The 17426-nt window shown below is 63.4% G+C and carries 17 protein-coding genes and 1 pseudogene; 12 read left to right on the top strand and 6 right to left on the bottom strand.

Annotated elements, in window-relative coordinates; all coding sequences use genetic code 11:
• The first annotated feature begins 1 nt into the window (after position 1).
• Entirely contained in the window at positions 2-424 is a 423-nt protein-coding gene (locus SERRSCBI_RS06785) for an NUDIX hydrolase (RefSeq protein WP_033652679.1), read from the top strand.
• A gap of 10 nt (positions 425-434) precedes the next feature.
• Here SERRSCBI_RS06785 and SERRSCBI_RS06790 read toward each other — a convergent pair whose 3' ends face one another.
• From SERRSCBI_RS06790 to SERRSCBI_RS06800, 3 genes are all read right to left on the bottom strand, one after another.
• Complete coding sequence (locus tag SERRSCBI_RS06790) at positions 435-1100, bottom strand: epimerase (protein ID WP_033652680.1); 666 nt, start codon at positions 1098-1100, stop codon at positions 435-437.
• Positions 1097-2122: an AraC family transcriptional regulator gene (locus SERRSCBI_RS06795; RefSeq protein ID WP_042783946.1), complete on the bottom strand. Its 1026-nt coding sequence runs from the start codon at positions 2120-2122 to the stop codon at positions 1097-1099. The genes SERRSCBI_RS06790 and SERRSCBI_RS06795 overlap by 4 nt, the downstream gene beginning before the upstream one ends.
• A gap of 81 nt (positions 2123-2203) precedes the next feature.
• Positions 2204-3640: a PLP-dependent aminotransferase family protein gene (locus SERRSCBI_RS06800; protein WP_033642345.1), complete on the bottom strand. Its 1437-nt coding sequence runs from the start codon at positions 3638-3640 to the stop codon at positions 2204-2206.
• A gap of 180 nt (positions 3641-3820) precedes the next feature.
• Between SERRSCBI_RS06800 and SERRSCBI_RS23990 the strand changes: the two genes are divergently transcribed.
• The 3 genes from SERRSCBI_RS23990 (at position 3821) to SERRSCBI_RS06810 (ending at position 5995) form a co-directional block, all read left to right on the top strand.
• Positions 3821-4003, top strand: a complete 183-nt coding sequence (locus tag SERRSCBI_RS23990; protein ID WP_071845081.1) for a DUF1127 domain-containing protein — start codon at positions 3821-3823, stop codon at positions 4001-4003.
• 9 nt (positions 4004-4012) lie between these two features.
• Positions 4013-4636, top strand: coding sequence for a glutathione S-transferase family protein (locus tag SERRSCBI_RS06805; RefSeq protein ID WP_033642346.1), 624 nt, complete (start codon positions 4013-4015; stop codon positions 4634-4636).
• 228 nt (positions 4637-4864) lie between these two features.
• Entirely contained in the window at positions 4865-5995 is a 1131-nt protein-coding gene (locus tag SERRSCBI_RS06810) for a Gfo/Idh/MocA family protein (RefSeq protein ID WP_042783948.1), read from the top strand.
• Between the two features lie 101 nt (positions 5996-6096).
• Here SERRSCBI_RS06810 and SERRSCBI_RS06815 read toward each other — a convergent pair whose 3' ends face one another.
• The 3 genes and pseudogenes from SERRSCBI_RS06815 to SERRSCBI_RS06825 all read right to left on the bottom strand — a co-directional run bounded on the left by SERRSCBI_RS06815 (position 6097) and on the right by SERRSCBI_RS06825 (position 9228).
• Positions 6097-7968, bottom strand: a complete 1872-nt coding sequence (locus tag SERRSCBI_RS06815) for an amidohydrolase (protein WP_033652684.1) — start codon at positions 7966-7968, stop codon at positions 6097-6099.
• A 21-nt stretch (positions 7969-7989) separates the two neighbouring features.
• Positions 7990-8535: an antibiotic biosynthesis monooxygenase gene (locus SERRSCBI_RS06820; RefSeq protein ID WP_042783949.1), complete on the bottom strand. Its 546-nt coding sequence runs from the start codon at positions 8533-8535 to the stop codon at positions 7990-7992.
• A gap of 47 nt (positions 8536-8582) precedes the next feature.
• Positions 8583-9228: pseudogene (locus tag SERRSCBI_RS06825) on the bottom strand (hydrolase).
• A gap of 140 nt (positions 9229-9368) precedes the next feature.
• On the opposite strand from SERRSCBI_RS06825, the gene SERRSCBI_RS06830 reads away from it, so the two are divergent.
• The 8 genes from SERRSCBI_RS06830 to SERRSCBI_RS06865 all read left to right on the top strand — a co-directional run bounded on the left by SERRSCBI_RS06830 (position 9369) and on the right by SERRSCBI_RS06865 (position 17425).
• Positions 9369-10280 carry a LysR substrate-binding domain-containing protein gene (locus tag SERRSCBI_RS06830; protein ID WP_042783950.1) on the top strand — a complete coding sequence of 304 codons (912 nt, stop codon included), beginning with the start codon at positions 9369-9371 and terminating at the stop codon, positions 10278-10280.
• Positions 10281-10321: 41 nt separating this feature from the next.
• Positions 10322-10696: a cell envelope integrity TolA C-terminal domain-containing protein gene (locus SERRSCBI_RS06835; protein ID WP_033652687.1), complete on the top strand. Its 375-nt coding sequence runs from the start codon at positions 10322-10324 to the stop codon at positions 10694-10696.
• A 1013-nt stretch (positions 10697-11709) separates the two neighbouring features.
• On the top strand, positions 11710-12768 hold the full coding sequence (locus tag SERRSCBI_RS06840; RefSeq protein WP_042783951.1) for a fatty acid desaturase: 1059 nt from the start codon (positions 11710-11712) through the stop codon (positions 12766-12768).
• A 13-nt stretch (positions 12769-12781) separates the two neighbouring features.
• A complete protein-coding gene (locus SERRSCBI_RS06845) occupies positions 12782-13711 on the top strand; it encodes an ABC transporter substrate-binding protein (RefSeq protein WP_042783952.1) in 930 nt (309 codons plus the stop codon).
• 61 nt (positions 13712-13772) lie between these two features.
• Positions 13773-14933, top strand: coding sequence for an ABC transporter permease (locus SERRSCBI_RS06850; RefSeq protein WP_042783953.1), 1161 nt, complete (start codon positions 13773-13775; stop codon positions 14931-14933).
• Positions 14930-15865, top strand: coding sequence for an ABC transporter ATP-binding protein (locus SERRSCBI_RS06855; RefSeq protein WP_042783954.1), 936 nt, complete (start codon positions 14930-14932; stop codon positions 15863-15865). Before SERRSCBI_RS06850 ends, SERRSCBI_RS06855 begins: the two co-directional genes overlap by 4 nt.
• A complete protein-coding gene (locus SERRSCBI_RS06860; protein ID WP_042783955.1) occupies positions 15862-16635 on the top strand; it encodes an ABC transporter permease in 774 nt (257 codons plus the stop codon). Before SERRSCBI_RS06855 ends, SERRSCBI_RS06860 begins: the two co-directional genes overlap by 4 nt.
• A gap of 28 nt (positions 16636-16663) precedes the next feature.
• Positions 16664-17425: a phosphate/phosphite/phosphonate ABC transporter substrate-binding protein gene (locus SERRSCBI_RS06865; protein ID WP_080273377.1), complete on the top strand. Its 762-nt coding sequence runs from the start codon at positions 16664-16666 to the stop codon at positions 17423-17425.
• Position 17426: the final 1 nt, after the last annotated feature.

Genomic DNA, 17426 nt, shown 5'->3' on the forward strand with positions numbered 1-17426 from the left:
CATGACGGACGAGGCGTTTGGCGGGGCCAAGATCGCGCTGCTGTGCGACGGTCTCTTGCTGGTTTACCAACGGGACGACAAGCCGGGCATTCCGTGGCCCGGTCAGTGGGATCTGCCCGGCGGCGGGCGGGAAAACGGCGAAACGCCGCTGCAGTGCGTGCAGCGGGAAACGCGGGAAGAGTTCGGCGTGACGATCGCCGAACACCAGGTTGTCTGGCGCCGGCGCTACGCCGGCATTTTGCCCGGCTCCCCGCCGACCTGGTTTATGGCCGGCGAGATCGCCCCGGCGCAGATCGCCGCCATTCGCTTCGGCGACGAAGGCCAACGCTGGCGGATGATGCCGGTGGCGCAGTTTATTGAGCATCCGCAGGGCATCGAGCATCTGCGCCGCCGGGTGGCGGAGTATTGGCGGCGGCGCGGTTGATGACGGTATTTCAGCGCGTCGCCAGTTGATTGATCTGCGGCGGCTCCAGGATGCGCAAGGCCGTTTCCCGGCGCGCCACCGCCAGCATCGCCAGCCCGATTCGTTCGGTGCTGCTCACCTGCGCGGGAAACAGTCGCAATGCGCCGAGCCACAGCGGCTTGAACAGCCGATAAATCAGATCGTATGCGCGGACTTTGGAGCGAATGCCGTGCAGCGGCACAATGGCGCCGGGGCGGAACATCACCGCGTGGAACGGCAGCGCCAGCAGCGCGTTTTCGGTGGCGCCCTTGACCCTGGCCCACATGCTGCGGCCGCGTTCGCTGCTGTCGGTGCCGACGCCGGAAACGTAGAGGAAGACCATCGTCGGATTCAGCCTCGCCAGCGGGCGGGCGGCGGCCAGCGTCAGATCGTAAGTCACCGCGCGATACTCGGCTTCGCTCAGGCCGGCGGACGAAATCCCCAGGCAGAAGAAACAGGCGTCATAGCCGGCGAGCTGCGGCTCCAGCGCCGACAGATCATGCAAATCGGGCACAGAAAGCTGGCGCAGTTTGGCGTGGCTTTGCGCCACCGGGCGACGGCCGATGCTGAGTACTTCGCTGACCCGCGGATCGCGCAGGCATTCCCGCAGCGCGCCCTGGCCCACCATGCCGCTGGCGCCGAAGATAATCACTTTCATGCTCTGTTCTCCCACTGGCCGGCGGTGCGCTGCATGCGCCAGCGGCTGGGCGTCAGCGCTTCCCACTGAATAAAGGCGCGGCTGAACGAATTCAGCTCTTCGAATCCCAGCACAAAGGCGATTTCCCCTGGCTCAAGATCGGTCTCCGCCAACAGCCGGCAGGCGGTGCGGTGGCGGGTTTTGTCCAACAATTGCTGGTAGCTGTAGCCGTGCCGTTGCAAGCGGCGCTGCAGCGTGCGCGGGCTGAGATAGAGTTCAGCGGCCACGCTGTTGACGCTGGGGCGCTGGCCGCGCATGCTGCGGCTGAGGATCGCCATCACCTGTGTGGGCAAGTCTTGCTCGGCGCGCGCTTCGGCCAACTCGGCCTCCAGCTCCGGCAGCAGCAGCGCCAGCATGTCCTGGTCGTGGGTGATGAGAGGCTGCTGCATCAGCGCACGGTCAAATACCAGCACGTCCAGCGGCGCGTCGAATCGCACCGGGCAGCCGAAGTGGCGCAGCAGCGGTGAGTGGGGATCGCGACGGCGGGTCACTTCAAGCGCCTTGGGCTGCAGCGGTAAACCGGTGCCACGGCGGCACAGGGTGGTGATAGAGGCGAACATGGTGTCTATCAGCAATTCCGGCGTATGGTCCTCAATCATCGTCCAACGCGTATGCAGCCGAACGCTGTCGCCATCTTCCTCCAGCATCAGTTCTTCCGGGCACACCAACCGTTTGTAGCGCGCGACTTTACGCAGGGCCTCGCCCATCGTGGCGGAGTGCAGTGCGGCGACCGACGCGATATCGTAATGCTCCGGCGCGACGTCGCCGCCCAGCCGCAGACCAAAGGCGGGATCGTCGCTCAGTTGGGCGAGGGCGCGCCAGACGGCGAAGAACTGGTGGGTGGTCAACCGCACTTTTACGCGCCGCTCGCTGAGCAGCCCGGCGGGCAAGCCGGCTAACTGACCGACCCGTTCGAGATCGACGCCTTGCGCCGCGAGGCGCACCGCCAACGCGTTGGAAACCGGAATTTGATCGCTGCTCATGGTTGTTGCCTGCCAGTGGTAAGAGAAGGCATTACTCTAAAACAGCCTGTCCGTGCGCCGATAATCCGATCGCGTCAAGATTTAATCCGATTGCGCCAAACTGTCGGTTGGCATCAGCGCCTGGATGGTGGCGCCGACCCGTTGTACCGCCTGTTCGATCTCCGTCGTCAGCGTCGGCGCATAGTTGATGCGCAGACAGTTGCGGTACTTGCCGGCGGCGGAAAAAATGCTGCCGACGGCGATTTGCACGCCTTGCTGTTCAAGATGGCGGTTCAGCCGCAGGGTGTCGAACGCCTCGTCCAGTTCGATCCACAGCATAAAACCGCCGCGCGGCCGGCTGACGCGGGTGCCGGCCGGGAAGTATTTCAGGATCAGATCGGTCATGCGGTCGCGGTTTTGCTGGTAGCGGGCGCGCATGCGCCGCAGGTGCTTCAGATAGTGCCCGCCGCGGATGAAGTCGGCGATCGCCAGCTGCGGCTGGGTGGCGGTGGCGCCGGAGCCGATGAACTTCATGTGCAGCACCCGCTCCAGATAGCGGCCGGGCGCGATCCAGCCCACGCGCAGCCCCGGCGCCAGCGTTTTGGAAAACGAGCTGCACAGCAGCACGCGGCCATCTTCGTCGAACGATTTGATGGTGCGCGGCCGCGGGTAGTGATAGGCGATGTCGCCGTAAACGTCATCCTCGATGATCGCCGCGTCGTGGCGCTGCGCCAGCGTCAGCAGCCGCTGTTTATGGGCGTCGGGCATGATGTAGCCCAGCGGGTTGTTGCAGTTGGGCGTCAGCAGGACGGCCTTGACCGGCCACTGTTCCAGCGCCATCTCCAGCGCCGCCAGGCTCACGCCGGTCAGCGGATCGGTGGGGATTTCCAGCGCTTTGATGCCCAATCCCTTCAGCGTTTGCATGGTGCCGTGGAAGCAGGGGGAATCGACCGCCACGATGTCGCCGGGTTGGCAAACGGCGCGCAGCCCGGCCGAGATCGCTTCCTGACAGCCGGTGGTGATCAGCAACTGATCGGCGCCGATTTGGCAGCCGGAATCCAGCAGCAGGCGAGCGACCTGTTCGCGCAGCGCGGTCACGCCCTGGATGCTGTCGTAATACAGGCTGCGCAAGTCGCCGTGACGGGCGGCGTTGCGCAGGGCGACGATCAGCGGTTTCATCGTCGGCTCGGCGATGTCCGGCATGCCGCGCCCCAGTTGGATCAGGCCCTCGCGCGGCCGGGTGCGCACCAGTTCCAGCACCTGCTCCCATTGCGAAATGTCCACCGGCCGCTGCGTCGGCGCCGTCATGGCGGGCAGCTCGGCCTGCGTGCGCTGCGCATGCACGAAGTAGCCCGATTTCGGTCGCGCTTCCACCAGGCGCCGTTCTTCCAGCAGGCGGTAGGCTTGTTGCACCGTGCTGATGCTGACGCCGTGTTCCAGGCTCAGCGCGCGCACCGAAGGCAAGCGGTGGCCGACCGGATACAGCCCTTGCTGAATGCGTTGGCTGAGAATGGCGGCCAGCGTGGCGTAGCGTGTCATACAGATATCCCTCATCAGGAAAAGTAACCGAAAAACCGGTACAGATGCCTCAAAAGTAAACCATTCAGCGCATTTTGGTATGCAGCTGTATGAAAAAAATAGCGCTAACGTGCATCTGTATTGTTTTTTGCCCGGCGCGCATCATCACAACAAGGCGAAAACATCAGGGGGAATAATAAGATGGCTCTGTTTGATGGCATGACGACGTGGCGACGGGGAGGCTGGTCACGCTGGCGTTGGTATTTGTTGCGTCGCAGAACGCGCAGAGAGTTACTGCTGCTGAACGACAGGCAACTGGCGGATATCGGCCTGACGCGGGCGGATGCCTGGCGAGAAGGGTATAAACCGTTCTGGAGAGAATAAGGAAAGCGGATGCTGAAATTATTGGGCAAAGCCTCATCGATCAACGTGCGTAAAGTGCTGTGGACCAGCCATGAGCTGGGGCTGACGCTGGAACGGGAAGACTGGGGCAGCGGCTTTCGCTCCACGCAGGAACCCGAGTTTTTGGCGCTCAATCCCAACGGCCTGGTGCCGGTGCTGATCGACGGCGCACGGGTGCTGTGGGAGTCGAACACCATTTGCCGCTATCTGGCGGGGCGGGAAGGGCGCCGCGATCTGCTGCCGCAGGAACCCGGCGCGCGCGCGGCGGTGGAGATGTGGATGGACTGGCAGGCCACCGATCTGAACGGCGCCTGGCGCTATGTGTTCATGTCGCGCGTGCGCGGGCATGCGGATTACCAGGATGCCGCCAGCCTGGCCGCCGCCGAGCGCGAGTGGAATCGGCTGATGGGCTTGCTGGATGCGCATTTGGCGCAGCACGGCCCTTACGCCGCCGGCGCCGCCTTCACGCTGGCGGACGTGGTGCTGGGGCTGTCGCTCAATCGCTGGCTGATGACGCCGTTCGAGCGGCCGGAGTATGCGGCGCTGGCGGCCTATCAGCAGCGCCTGCTGCAACGCCCTGGCTACGTTCAGCACGGTGCCAACGGTTTACCGTAATATGAAATAAATGGTTCATTTTACCTTATCCGGATACGGCAACGCCGCGTTCGGATTTTCCTTTTTGCATCATCCTGTCAACGTTTCATGAACGACATCACGAATCCGAACTTTCTTTTTCCGTGCGCTTGTTATTGAAATTTGTATTCCATATAAAACCGTTATCAGCTGGCGAGTTTCACTCAGGGCGCCGGGTTTCAGGCAAGATTTCGGTCACGGGAGAGGATGATGAAACAGGTACGCGTTGGGTTAATCGGCACCGGCTATATCGGGCGTTGTCACGCTATCGCTTATGCGCAGGCCCCCACGGTATTTCCCCTTAAAGGGGATCTGGTGCTGGAGATGCTGGCGGAGGTGACGCCCGAGCTGGCGGCGCAGCGCGCGGCCGAGTTCGGCTTTGCGCGTTCGACCGGCGACTGGCGGCAGCTGGTGGCCGATCCGGCGATCGACGTGGTGGACATCTGCGCCCCCAACTTCTTGCACAAAGAGATGGCGCTGGCGGCGATCCGCCACGGCAAGCACGTGTATTCGGAAAAACCGCTGGCGCTGGACGCCGCCGACGCGGCGGAGATGGTGCAGGCCGCCCGCGCCAAGGGGGTGAAAACGCTGGTCGGTTTCAACTACATGAAAAACCCCACCAGCCAGCTGGCGCGCGAGATCATCGCCAACGGCGAAATCGGCGAGGTGGTGCATTTTTACGGCACCCACAATGAGGATTACTTGGCCGACCCGCGCACGCCGATCGACTGGCACTGCCGCCGCGCCAGCGCCGGGCTGGGCGCGTTGGGGGATCTGGCGGCGCACATCGTCAATATGGCGCACTACCTGGTGGGCGATATCGTGGCGGTCTCTGGCGATATGCAGACCGTGATCAAACAGCGGCCGGATCCGCAAGACCCGTCGCGTATGCATCCGGTGGAAAACGAAGATCAGGCCGGCGCGCTGCTGCGTTTCGCCGGCGGGGCGATGGGCACTATCGAAACGTCGCGCATCGCCTGCGGGCGCAAGATGGGGCTGACCTATGTGGTTACCGGCACCAAAGGCACGCTGAGTTATACCCAGGAACGGATGGCCGAACTGAAGCTGTATCGGCACGATGAACCGGCGGAGCGGCAGGGGTTCAAGACGTTGCTGGTGGGGCCGAAGCACCCGGACTATGCGGCATTTTGCATCAGCGCCGGGCACGGCATTGGTTTTAACGATCAGAAGACGGTGGAGATCCGCGATCTGGTCAACGGCATCGCCGCGGGCGATCGCATGTGGCCGGACTTTGAAGAGGGCTGGAAGGTGTCGTGCGTGCTGGACGCGATAGCCGCCTCCGCCGAGCAGCGGCGCTGGCTGGAGATCAACCGCGATTGAAAAGAAAATGGCGCTCTCCGCGGACAGCGCCATTAATTTATTACATTGCCAGCTTAATAGCTTATTAAATTAATTTTATAATAAGTTATTGGCTTGATAACTTAGAACGAGAAACACGAACAGCCGAACGCGCCCCAGAAGGCATTCTCGTCCGACACCGGGATGCTGGAGCGGCGCGCGATGTCATGCTGGTGCGCGTGCACGCCGCACGGGCCGCAGCATTGGTGCGCCTGGCTCACTACCCCGACGCGGGCCGCCGCCGACGGCGGCGCGGAGCGGTAATGGCCCGGCACCTGGGTGACCGGCGACCACTCCGGCAGCACCGGCAGCGGCGGCGGCGCCAGCGGCGAGAAGCTGCCGGCGGCGTAGACCACCTTGCCGTCCACCACCGTCATTACCGACTCGATGCCTTTGATCTGCTCTTCCGGCACGCTGAAGTAGTCCTGCGACAGCACCGCCAAATCCGCCAGTTGGCCGACTTTGATCTGGCCTTTCTTGCCCTGTTCGGTGGAGAACCAGGCGCTGCCCTGGGTCCACAGCATCAGCGCCGTTTCGCGATCCAGCCGGGCGCTGTCGTCGTACATCGCCATGCCGCCGACGGTGCGGCCGGAGACCAGCCAGTACAGCGCCGTCCACGGGTTGTAGCTGGCGACGCGGGTGGCGTCGGTGCCCAGCCCGACCGGCAGCTCGGCCGCCAACATTTTCGCTACCGGCGGCGTATGTTTGGTGGCTTCGATGCCGTAGCGGTCGGCGAAATATTCCCCCTGGAACGCCATGCGGTGCTGGACCGCAATGCCGCCGCCCAGCGCCTTGACGCGCTCAATATTGCGTTCGGTAATGGTTTCGGCGTGGTCGAACAGCCAGTGCAGGCCGTTGAACGGAATATCGCGGTTCACCTTCTCGAACACGTCCAGCATGCGGCTGATGGATTCGTCATAGGTGGCGTGCAGGCGGAACGGCCAGCGGTGCTCGACCAGATGGCGCACCACCCGCTCCAGCTCGTCTTCGGTGCCCGGCGGCAGATCCGGGCGCGGCTGCAGGAAGTCTTCGAAGTCGGCGGCGGAAAACACCAGCATCTCGCCGGCGCCGTTGTGGCGATAGAAGTCGGTGCCCTGGCCCGGTTTGAGCATGTCGGTCCACAGCTCGAAGTCTTCCAGTTCCTGCTTCGGCCGCTGGGTGAACAGGTTATAGGCGATGCGGATGGTCAGCTGCTTTTTCTCGTGCAGCTCGGCGATCACCTGATAATCCTCCGGGTAGTTCTGGAAACCGCCGCCGGCGTCGATGGCGCTGGTGAGGCCGAGGCGGTTCAGCTCACGCATAAACTGGCGGGTGGAGTTGACCTGCTGTTCCAGCGGCAGCTTCGGCCCTTTCGCCAGCGTGGCGTACAGGATCATGGCGTTGGGTTTGGCGATCAGCATGCCGGTCGGGTTGCCGTTGGCGTCGCGCTGGATCTCGCCGCCCGGCGGGTTCGGCGTGTCTTTGGTGTAGCCGACTACCTTCAGCGCCGCGCGGTTGAGCAGCGCGCGATCGTATAAATGCAGAATAAATACCGGCGTGTCCGGCGCTGCCTGGTTGATTTCGTCCAGCGTCGGCATGCGGCGTTCGGCAAACTGGAACTCGGTCCAGCCGCCGACCACCCGCACCCATTGCGGGCTCGGCGTGCGCAGCGCCTGCTCTTTCAACATGCGCAGCGCGTCGGCCAGCGAAGGCACGCCTTCCCAGCGCAGCTCCAGGTTGTAGTTCAGGCCGCCGCGGATCAGGTGCAGGTGCGAGTCGTTCAGGCCCGGAATGGCGGTGTGGCCGTGCAGATCGATCACCTGGGTTTCCGGCCCGGCGTGTTGCATGACTTCGGCTTCGCTGCCGACCGCCAGAAACTTGCCGTCGCGAATGGCGACCGCCTGCGCGGTGAGGTTTTGGCGGTCAACGGTGTGAAATTTGCCGTTGGTGAGGATCAATGAAGCGTGGTGGTTCATAACATTCTCCCGGCGAACCGCCTAGCGGCGGATCAGCCATTGATGAAAAACGCGAGTCACGATGGGCATCCACAGGTACACCACCAGAGCGACCACGGTGGCGTCATTGAGAAAATGGCCGAGCAGCGTGCCGTTCAACTGCGGCAGCGCCAGCCCCCAAAACCAGGGCACCAGATTGGTGGAAGGGAAGATCACCAGCAGGGTGATGATGAACTGCTTCCACTGGGGCGGTTGGCGCACGCCGGGGTTGGGCGGGGTAAACCAGAACTCCGCGCCGGGGCGGATCTCGATATGGTCATTCTCCAGCAACAGCGGAGTGACTTCTTCGATGTATTGCTTGCGCAGCGGCGAGTTGAGCCAGTGGTAGAGATTATCGACATTGTCGAAGCGGACCAGCACCGTATAGGCCTGTTCGCTGTCGGATGGGCGGATGACGTTGACGCCCAGATGGCCGGTGAAGCCCGCGGCGTCCGGCATGATGCGGTTCAGCCAGGCCTCATAGGCCTGCTCGTTCCCCGGCGCCAAACGGTGGGTGATCACCAGCGTGACATGCTGCGGATGGGCCATAAAACCGACTCCTGAAAATACCCCGGCGCGGGGCCGGGGCAGGGGAATTATTTCACCGTGCGGGCCGGTGCGTGGTGCACCATGGTGTAAGCGTAGTCGACGCCCATGCCGTACGCGCCGCTGTGTTCGCGCACCAGCGCCATCACCGCGTCGTAGGTGTCTTTGCGCGCCCAGTCGCGTTGGTACTCCAGCAGCACCTGCTGCCAGGTCACCGGTACGGCGCCGGCCTGCACCATGCGATCGATCGAGCGCTCGTGCGCATCGACGGAGGTGCCGCCGGAGGTGTCGGTCACCACATACACTTCGTAGCCGGCTTCCAGCGCCATCAGCGCCGGGAAGGTCAGGCACACTTCGGTCCACAGCGCGGAGATCACCAGCTTTTTGCGGCCGGTGGCTTCCACGGCTTTGACGAAGGCCGCGTCTTCCCAGGAGTTCATCGAGGTGCGTTCAATCGGGGTGATTTCAGGGTGTACCGCCAGCAGCTCCGGCCAGATATAGCCGCTGAAGCTTTCGGTTTCGACCGAGGTGAAAAGGGTAGGAACGTTGAAAATCTTGCCTGCCTTCGCCAAACCAACAACGTTGTTTTTCAGTTGCTGACGATCAATATTAGCCACGCCGAAGGCCATTTGCGGTTGATGATCGATAAAAAATCAGTGCGGAGTTGTCTTTATCAAGCAGTTGAAACTTGGACATAATTTACCTTCCCAGTGATATTTCGGTTGAACATCTGATGAGTGTAACGCCGATAAAACCCATGGTAGGCAGAGGGGGATTTCAAAGATACCGCAGAATTTTTGCCGACTTGTTGAGTTTTTTTATACACGGGAGAAAACATGAGATTAAACCTGGAAGCGCTGCTGATTTTGGATGCGCTGGACCGGCACGGATCTTTCGCCGCCGCGGCCGCCGCACTGTTTAAAACCCCTTCGGCACTGAGTTATATGGTGCAAAAGCTCGAGAACGATCTCGACATCACCCTGCTCGATCGCTCCGGCCATCGGGCGAAGTTCACCGATACCGGCAAGCTGATGCTGGAAAAAGGGCGGGTGCTGCTGCGCGCGGCGCAGGATCTGGAACAGCAGGCGCGCTATGTCGAAAACGGCTGGGAAAGCGAGATCACGCTCGGGATCGACGCCTCCTTCCCGTTTGCCCGCCTGTTGCCGCTGATAGAAGAGTTCTACCGGCAGCATCACCATACCCGTCTGCGCTTCAGCCACGAGGTGCTGGCCGGCTCCTGGGAGTCGCTGGTTTACGGCTGCGCCGACATTATCATCGGCGCCATCTGCGAGCCGCCGTCGCGGGTGGGCTATGCGTTCAGCCGCCTGGGGCAGCTGGATTACGTGTTCGCCGTCGCGCCGCAGCATCCGCTGGCCGCGCTGCCGGAACCGTTGCCGAAGGATGAGATCCGTCAGCACCGGGCGGTGGTGGTGCGCGATACCTCGCGCGTCAACGCGCCGCAGAGCCTGAACCTGCTGGAAGAGCAAGACACGCTGACGGTCTTCGGCTTCGACGCCAAGCTGCAGGCGCAGTTGGCCGGGCTGGGCTGCGGCTATCTGCCGCGCGCCTTGGCGGAACCTTACCTGAACAGCGGCGAACTGGTGGCGAAACGCGTCGAATCGGAACGTTGCAGCGACATCGCCTACTTCGGCTGGCGGGAAAGCGCCAGCGGCCTGGCGGCCAAGTGGTGGCGCGAGCGGCTGCAGCGTTACGCGGATGACGGTGAGGCTTACCCAGCGGCGCAGTAAGGGCGCTCGATAAAGATTAATCCCCAATAAGGACATAGGGAATGAAAAAGACACTAAGCCTGTTGGCGCTGTTACTGTTGAGCGGCTGCGGCGCGGGCGCCGGGCGTCAGGCCGGCACCCCCTTGCCGTCGCCGCAGGCCGAGGCGCCGGTTGCGGCGCCGCTCAGCTATCCGGTGCGGGTGCATAACGCGGTGAGCCGCGAGCTGCGTTTGCCGGAGCACGCGCGCGGCCAACGCTGCACCATCAGCATCCGTTTGCGGCCGGACGGGAAACTGGCGAGCAGCAAGATCGTAAGAGGCGATGCGCCGCTGTGCGCGGCGGCCAACGCGGCGGTGCAGCGCGCGCAGTTTCCGCCGATGGCCAGCGCCACTGAATACGCGTTGTTCAACGCCGTGGTGCTCGATTTCGTTCCCTGAAGGGATGTGACCGACGGGCCGCCTGCGCGGTCAATGCTTGTCAGTTAGCGTTTTTTTGAAGTACTCGTGACGTTTTCGGTCGATAAATGAGAGGTGCATCATGAGGCTCCTGCACCTCGACCGAGCCAGGGCGAAAGGCGCGGCCCCTGGCAACCCGCGCCTTTGCCCTATCAGACGGTTGGCTTTGCCAACGTTACTCAGCCCATCCCTGGGCCTCGCCCCTTCGGGGCCGCTGCAAGCAGCGTTCAAATCTGCTCCAGGCAGATTTGTCCTCCCTCCGCCATACCGCATTGAGGCCGGTTGCGACAGGCGTCCCTGCCTGTCTCACCTGAAACCGCCGTCCATGGCGGTTTCTCCTAATGCACTATGCCTGCGTTCGGCGTCTTCAAGGGCGTCCAATACCGTGCTCATCTCCGATTACGCTTCTCTGTCATAACCTCATAAGGGACAGGTTGCCCGGTAGCTGCCAGCTCGGGTGTTGACCTTTGGCGCGCATCACCGGCTGCCGAGCAAGACGGCGTTGTCAGGGGCAACCGGCCAGGGAAGGCCGGTTGAGGCGAGACTAACAGGGACGTTTGTCGCAGCCGACCCGCCCGACAATGCAGACGCGGCGAGGACAAATCTGCCGGGAGCAGATTTGAACGCTGCTTGCAGCGGCCCCGAAGGGGCGAGGCCCAGGGTGGGCCGAGTAATTTCCGCACAGCGGACAGACGGTGTTAAGCAAGGGCGCGGGTGGAGGGGCCGCGCCTTCGGCCCCTCCAATTGCCGTTCATTGTAGTAACAGAGAAATGCGGAACATTTACGGCAATTCAGGCTACACAAAACACACAAAAGATGGGATAAAAAATGCCAGTCAGGTTTAACTGACAGATATCACCGCCTGCGCGGCCCGTTTTTCGCTTTGACGCGTACGCAACCCGCTGAATTTTCACTTAGCTTTGCCATTTTCGTTATTTTGAACGTCACTGCGGCTCACGGATACTGGGGGAAAATCCCCAACCGCGAGCCGCAGCATGTCCCACGCCCACTATTTGCACCCCGAACAACGCGACCGGATCCGGCGGCTTTATCAGCGTTGGCACTGGCGGCTGGAACTGCCCACCTGGGGGATCATGGCGGCGGTGTACGGCGGCTGGTTTGGCGTGGCGCATTATTGGCAGGCGCTGGGCCCGTGGCTTGGCACGCCACTGCTGATCCTGCTGACCACCGGGTATATGTCGCTGCAGCATGAGCTGATCCACGGCCATCCGACGCGCCGGCCGCGCGTCAATCAGCTGTTCGGCCTGTTGCCGCTGGCGGTGTGGTATCCCTATGGGCTGTATCGCGATTCGCATCTGCGCCACCATCGCAACGACCACCTGACCGATCCGCACGAAGATCCCGAAAGTTACTACTTCAGCGCCGCGCAGTGGCGGCGTTATCCCCGCCTGTTGCCGCTGCTGGCCGCGGTGCGCAATACGCTGATCGGCCGGGTGCTCCTCGGCCCGGCGCTGGATATCGCCGCGACCCTGGCCGCGGCGGTGAAGGCGCTTGCCGGTGGCGCATGGCGCGTATGGGCGATGTGGCTGGTGCATCTGTCGTTGTTGGCGGCGCTGCTGCACTGGCTGCAGGCGCAGGGTATCGGTACGGCGTTTTACCTGTTGGCCATCAGCTATCCGGCGCTGGCGCTGACCAAGGTAAGATCGTTTTTTGAGCATCGCGCCGTGGACGCACCGCAGGCACGTTCTATTATTAATGAGGCGGGCTGGCCGTGGCGGCTGTTGTTTCTCAATCTGAACTACCATTTAGTGCATCACGATCTGCCCGGCCTGCCCTGGTATGGTTTGCGCGAAGTCTATCTGGCGGAACGCGAAGCGTATCAGCGCCGCAGCCAGGGATTTGTCGCGCAAGGCTACGGCGAGTGGCTGCGCGATTACGCGCTGACGCCGATCGACGTCGGCGTGCATCCGCTGAGCGCCGGCGAACGGCGGGAGGAACGCGGTGCCCGGCCGAAGAAAAACTTTATTGCGCGCTGGAAGCGCGTTTCTCAGGATTTTCCAACCGAACTGGCCCATGAGCCGGAAAACATATAACCAGAGGAAAAGTATGGCAATCACCTTATCACGCGGACGTTCCTTTGCCGTCGCGCTGGTTCTGCTGGCCACCGGCGGCCTGGCGCAGGCGGCCGACTCGGTACGCGTCGGCTCCAAGATCGATACCGAAGGTTCGCTGCTCGGCAACATCATCGTGCAGGTGCTGGAAGCCAACGGCATCAAAACCACCAACAAACTGCAGCTCGGCACTACCAAGGTGCTGCGCGGCGCCATCACCTCCGGCGAGATCGACATTTACCCGGAGTACACCGGCAACGGCGCGTTTTTCTTCTCCGATGAGAAAGATCCGGCATGGAAGAACGCCCAGGCTGGCTTCGAGAAGGTGAAACAGCTCGACTACGACAAAAACAAAATCGTCTGGTTGGACGCGGCGCCAGCCAACAATACCTGGACTATCGCCATTCGGCAGGACGTGGCGGACGCCAACCATCTCAAAACGCTGGCGGATCTCGGCAAGTGGATTAACGGCGGGGGCAAGTTCAAGCTGGCGGCCTCGGCGGAGTTTATCGAGCGGCCGGATGCGCTGCCGGCGTTCCAGAACGCCTACGGTTTCAAGCTGAATCAGGATCAGCTGCTGTCATTGGCCGGCGGCGACACGGCGGTGACCATCAAGGCGGCGGCGGAGCAGACCTCCGGCGTCAACGCGGCGATGGCCTACGGCACCGATGGCCCGGTGGCGGCGCTGGGGTTGCAGACGCTGGCGGACCCGAAAGGCGTACAACCCATCTACGCGCCGGCGCCGATCGTGCGCGAAGCGGCGCTGAAAGCGCACGCCAATCTGCCTGAACTGCTGAAGCCGGTGTTCGCCTCGCTGGACGGGCCGACGCTGCAAAAGCTCAACGCGCAGATCGCCGTGGAAGGCCAGGACGCCAAACAGGTGGCGGCCGCTTACCTGAAAGAGAAAGGATTTGTTAAGGGATAACGCCGAGGTGCCCCCTCTTGCTACGGGAGAGGGGGAAAACCGATGGCGCCGGAGAGTTTCTTTGACTATTGCCGTAAAACATCGCGTGTTGTTAACGCTGTTCGTGCTGTTGCTGCTGGCCGCCTTCGGCCTGCCGTTCCTCAGTTATGCCCCCAATCGTCTGCTGTCGGGTAAAAGCCTGTCCTTATTCTCCCTGTTGCACGGCCCGGCGCTGTGGCTGCTGTTGCCGCTGGCGGCGTTGGCGATCCTCAGCCTGTTGCCGCCGACGCGGGGGCGTGCGCTGTTGACGGCGCTGGCCGCCTGCGGGGTGCTGACGCTGGTCTTTTGGAGCGGCGGACAGGCCGCTGAACGCCTGGCGCAGGAGGGATCGCGCCTGGCGCGCACCTCTTGGGGCAGCGGTGCCTGGCTGACGATGGCGCTGAGCCTGCTGATCGCCGCCGACGCCATGACGCGCCTCACCGCGTCGCACCTGCGGCGAATGCTCGGCAACGCGCTGGTGCTGGTGCCGCCGGCGCTGCTGCTGTTCGGCCATCAGCTCGATCAGCTGTCGCTGCTGAAGGAGTACCACAATCGGCAGGAGGTGTTTGACGCCGCACTGCTGCAGCACCTGACCATTCTGCTGGCGACGATGGCGCCGGCGCTGGCGATCGGCGTGCCGCTCGGGGTGCTGTGTTTTCGCTCCGAGCGCTGGCAGAGGCCGATCTTCTCCGCGCTGAACATTATCCAGACCGTGCCTTCCATCGCGCTGTTCGGCCTGCTGATCGCGCCGCTGGCGGGGCTGGCGGCGGCGGTGCCCTGGCTGGCGGAACACGGCGTCAGCGGCATCGGCATGGCGCCGGCGATCGTGGCGCTGGTGCTGTACGCGCTGTTGCCGCTGGTGCGCAGCGTGGTGGCGGGGCTGCAGAGCGTGCCGGCCGGGGTGATTGAATCCGCCACCGGCATGGGGCTGACGCGCGGGCAGATCTTCCTGCGCGTGCAACTGCCGTTGGCGTTGCCGCTGTTCCTGACCGGCGTGCGCATCCTGGCGGTGCAAACCGTCGGCATGGCGGTGGTGGCGGCGCTGATCGGCGCCGGCGGCTTTGGCGCCATCGTGTTTCAGGGGCTGCTCAGCAGCGCGCTGGATCTGGTTCTGCTGGGGGTGATCCCGGTGGTCATGATGGCGGTCATCGTCGATTCGCTGTTTAAATTTTGGGTTTCAATCCTGGACGTATCGCGCCGATGATTCACTTTGAGCAAGTCAGCAAAATTTTTCAGGGCAAGCCGGCGGTGGACGATCTCACGCTGCACATCGCCGAGGGCGAATTCACCGTGTTGATCGGCACCTCGGGTTCCGGCAAGTCCACGACATTAAAAATGATCAACCGCCTGATCGAACATGATCGGGGCAAGATTCTCTTTGCCGGCGAAGAGATCCAGTCGTTTAAACCGCAGGATCTGCGGCGGCGCATGGGCTATGCGATCCAATCGATCGGCCTGTTTCCACATTGGACGGTGGAGGAGAACATCGCCACCGTGCCGCAGCTGCTGAAATGGCCGCGCGCGCGCATTCGCGATCGGGTTACCGAGTTGCTGGAGCTGCTGCACCTGGAACCGGATCTGTTTCGCCGTCGCTACCCGCACCAGCTTTCCGGCGGGCAGCAGCAGCGGGTCGGAGTGGCACGCGCGCTCGCCGCCGATCCCGAGGTGTTGTTGATGGACGAACCGTTCGGCGCGTTGGATCCGGTCACCCGCGCGGCGCTGCAGGCGGAGATCGCCCGCATTCATCAGATCTCGGGCCGCACCATTGTGCTGGTGACGCACGACATCGACGAGGCGTTGAGCCTGGCGGATCGCCTGGTGCTGCTCGATCAGGGGCGGGTGGTACAACAGGGCACCCCGCTGACGCTGTTGACCGCCCCGGCCAACGACTTCGTGCGTGACTTCTTCGGGCGCAGCGATCGCGGCATCAAGCTGCTGTCGCTGGGGACGGTGGCGGAGCGGGTGCGGCCCGGTGTCGCTCGGGGCGAACCGATCGCCGCCGCCATGAGCCTGCGCGAGGCGCTGTCGGTGTTCGTGGCGCGCGGCAGCGACTGCCTGCCGGTGGTGGATGAACGGGGCGAAGCGTTGGGGGTTCTGCACTTCCACGATCTGATCGCCGGGCAGGCGCTGTCATGAGCGGGCGTCTCTGGCGCCTACTGCGCGATCCGCTGCCCTGGACGCTGGCGCTGCTGTTGGCGCTGGTGTTCGGCATGGATCATCTGCGCGGTCTGTTTGCCGCCTGGTTCCCCGATCTGGACCGGCCCATTTATCAGCAGGACAGCTTTATCGCGCTGGTGGGGGCGCACCTGTCGCTGGTGGCGATCTCCAGCCTGATTGCGGTGGCTCTCGGCGTGGCGGCGGGCGTCGCCGTGACCCGACGCGGCGGCCGGGAGTTTCGTTCGCTGCTGGAAACGGTGGTGGCGGTGGGGCAGACCTTCCCGCCGGTGGCGGTGTTGGCGGTGGCGGTGCCGGTGATGGGCTTCAGCGAGCAGCCGGCGATCATCGCGCTGGTGCTGTACGGCTTGCTGCCGATCCTGCAGGGCACGCTGGCGGGCATCGAATCGGTGCCGCCCGCCACGCGCGAGATCGCCCGCGGCGTGGGGATGAGCGCCTGGCAAATACTGTGGCGGGTTGAACTGCCGCTGGCGGCGCCGGTGATTGTCGCCGGGATCCGCACGTCGGTGATCATCAACATCGGCACGGCGGCCATCGCTTCCACCGTCGGTACCAAAACGCTCGGTTCGCCGATCATCATCGGCCTGACCGGGTTTAACACCGCCTATGTGATCCAGGGCGCGGCGGTTGTGGCGTTGTTGGCTATTATCACCGATATGCTGTTCGAACGTTGGGTGCGTTATCTCACCGCCTGGCGTCAGCATACGCTGGCGGCCACTCCGGCGGGGTAAGGGGGAAATGATGCAGGTGTCTCTACCGATGTACGGCGTTGGCCGGGAGCAGGCCGACGCTTTCTGGCAGGTCTTGCGCGGCAAGCTGCTGCGGCTGGGGCTGCCGGCGGCGCCGGAACGGCTCAGCTGGCCGGACGATTTGGCGCAGCATTGGCGGCGCGAGGATCTCTTGCTCAGCCAAACCTGTGGTTATCCGTTGGTCAGCAGCCTGCCGCAGGTGCAGCTGATCGGAACCTATCATTATCGGGTGGAAGGGTGCGACGGGCCTAATTACCGCAGCTGGCTGGTGGTGCGCGCGGGCGACTCCGGCGAACGGCTGGCGGATTTTCGCGGCCGGACGGTGGCGTATAACAGCACCGATTCCCAGTCCGGCTACAACGGCTTACGCGCGCTGATCGCGCCGCTGGCGCAGGACGGGAAATTCTTCGGTGCAGCTATCGCCTCCGGGGCGCATTATCAGTCGCTGAAACTGATCCGCAGCGGGCAGGCGGATATCGCCGCCATCGACTCCATCAGCATGGAACTGCTGCGCCGCGCGCAGCCGCAGGCGCTGGAGGGGCTGAAAATCATCGGCCGCACGGCGGCGGTGCCGGGTTTGCCGCTGATCACCGCAGCCGGCACGCCGCCGGAACAGGTGGACATCCTGCGCGCCGGCGCCCGAGCGATGCTGGATGAGGCGGTCAGCGACCGCCTGCTGATCGGCGATTTCAGCCTGGTGCCGCGCTCGGCTTATCAGATTATCACCGTGCTGGAGCAGCAGGCAGCCGCACAGGGCGTAACGGCGCTCTAGC

It is taken from the genome of Serratia sp. SCBI, assembly GCF_000747565.1.
Lineage (GTDB): Bacteria > Pseudomonadota > Gammaproteobacteria > Enterobacterales > Enterobacteriaceae > Serratia > Serratia ureilytica.

What these genes read in the sequence shown, in the direction of transcription:
- SERRSCBI_RS06785 (WP_033652679.1), top strand. Translation starts at nt 2, where the DNA reads ATGACGGACGAGGCGTTTGGCGGGGCCAAGATCGCGCTGCTGTGCGAC.
- SERRSCBI_RS06790 (WP_033652680.1), bottom strand. Translation starts at nt 1,100, where the DNA reads ATGAAAGTGATTATCTTCGGCGCCAGCGGCATGGTGGGCCAGGGCGCG.
- SERRSCBI_RS06795 (WP_042783946.1), bottom strand. Translation starts at nt 2,122, where the DNA reads ATGAGCAGCGATCAAATTCCGGTTTCCAACGCGTTGGCGGTGCGCCTC.
- SERRSCBI_RS06800 (WP_033642345.1), bottom strand. Translation starts at nt 3,640, where the DNA reads ATGACACGCTACGCCACGCTGGCCGCCATTCTCAGCCAACGCATTCAG.
- SERRSCBI_RS23990 (WP_071845081.1), top strand. Translation starts at nt 3,821, where the DNA reads ATGGCTCTGTTTGATGGCATGACGACGTGGCGACGGGGAGGCTGGTCA.
- SERRSCBI_RS06805 (WP_033642346.1), top strand. Translation starts at nt 4,013, where the DNA reads ATGCTGAAATTATTGGGCAAAGCCTCATCGATCAACGTGCGTAAAGTG.
- SERRSCBI_RS06810 (WP_042783948.1), top strand. Translation starts at nt 4,865, where the DNA reads ATGAAACAGGTACGCGTTGGGTTAATCGGCACCGGCTATATCGGGCGT.
- SERRSCBI_RS06815 (WP_033652684.1), bottom strand. Translation starts at nt 7,968, where the DNA reads ATGAACCACCACGCTTCATTGATCCTCACCAACGGCAAATTTCACACC.
- SERRSCBI_RS06820 (WP_042783949.1), bottom strand. Translation starts at nt 8,535, where the DNA reads ATGGCCCATCCGCAGCATGTCACGCTGGTGATCACCCACCGTTTGGCG.
- SERRSCBI_RS06830 (WP_042783950.1), top strand. Translation starts at nt 9,369, where the DNA reads ATGAGATTAAACCTGGAAGCGCTGCTGATTTTGGATGCGCTGGACCGG.
- SERRSCBI_RS06835 (WP_033652687.1), top strand. Translation starts at nt 10,322, where the DNA reads ATGAAAAAGACACTAAGCCTGTTGGCGCTGTTACTGTTGAGCGGCTGC.
- SERRSCBI_RS06840 (WP_042783951.1), top strand. Translation starts at nt 11,710, where the DNA reads ATGTCCCACGCCCACTATTTGCACCCCGAACAACGCGACCGGATCCGG.
- SERRSCBI_RS06845 (WP_042783952.1), top strand. Translation starts at nt 12,782, where the DNA reads ATGGCAATCACCTTATCACGCGGACGTTCCTTTGCCGTCGCGCTGGTT.
- SERRSCBI_RS06855 (WP_042783954.1), top strand. Translation starts at nt 14,930, where the DNA reads ATGATTCACTTTGAGCAAGTCAGCAAAATTTTTCAGGGCAAGCCGGCG.
- SERRSCBI_RS06860 (WP_042783955.1), top strand. Translation starts at nt 15,862, where the DNA reads ATGAGCGGGCGTCTCTGGCGCCTACTGCGCGATCCGCTGCCCTGGACG.
- SERRSCBI_RS06865 (WP_080273377.1), top strand. Translation starts at nt 16,664, where the DNA reads ATGTACGGCGTTGGCCGGGAGCAGGCCGACGCTTTCTGGCAGGTCTTG.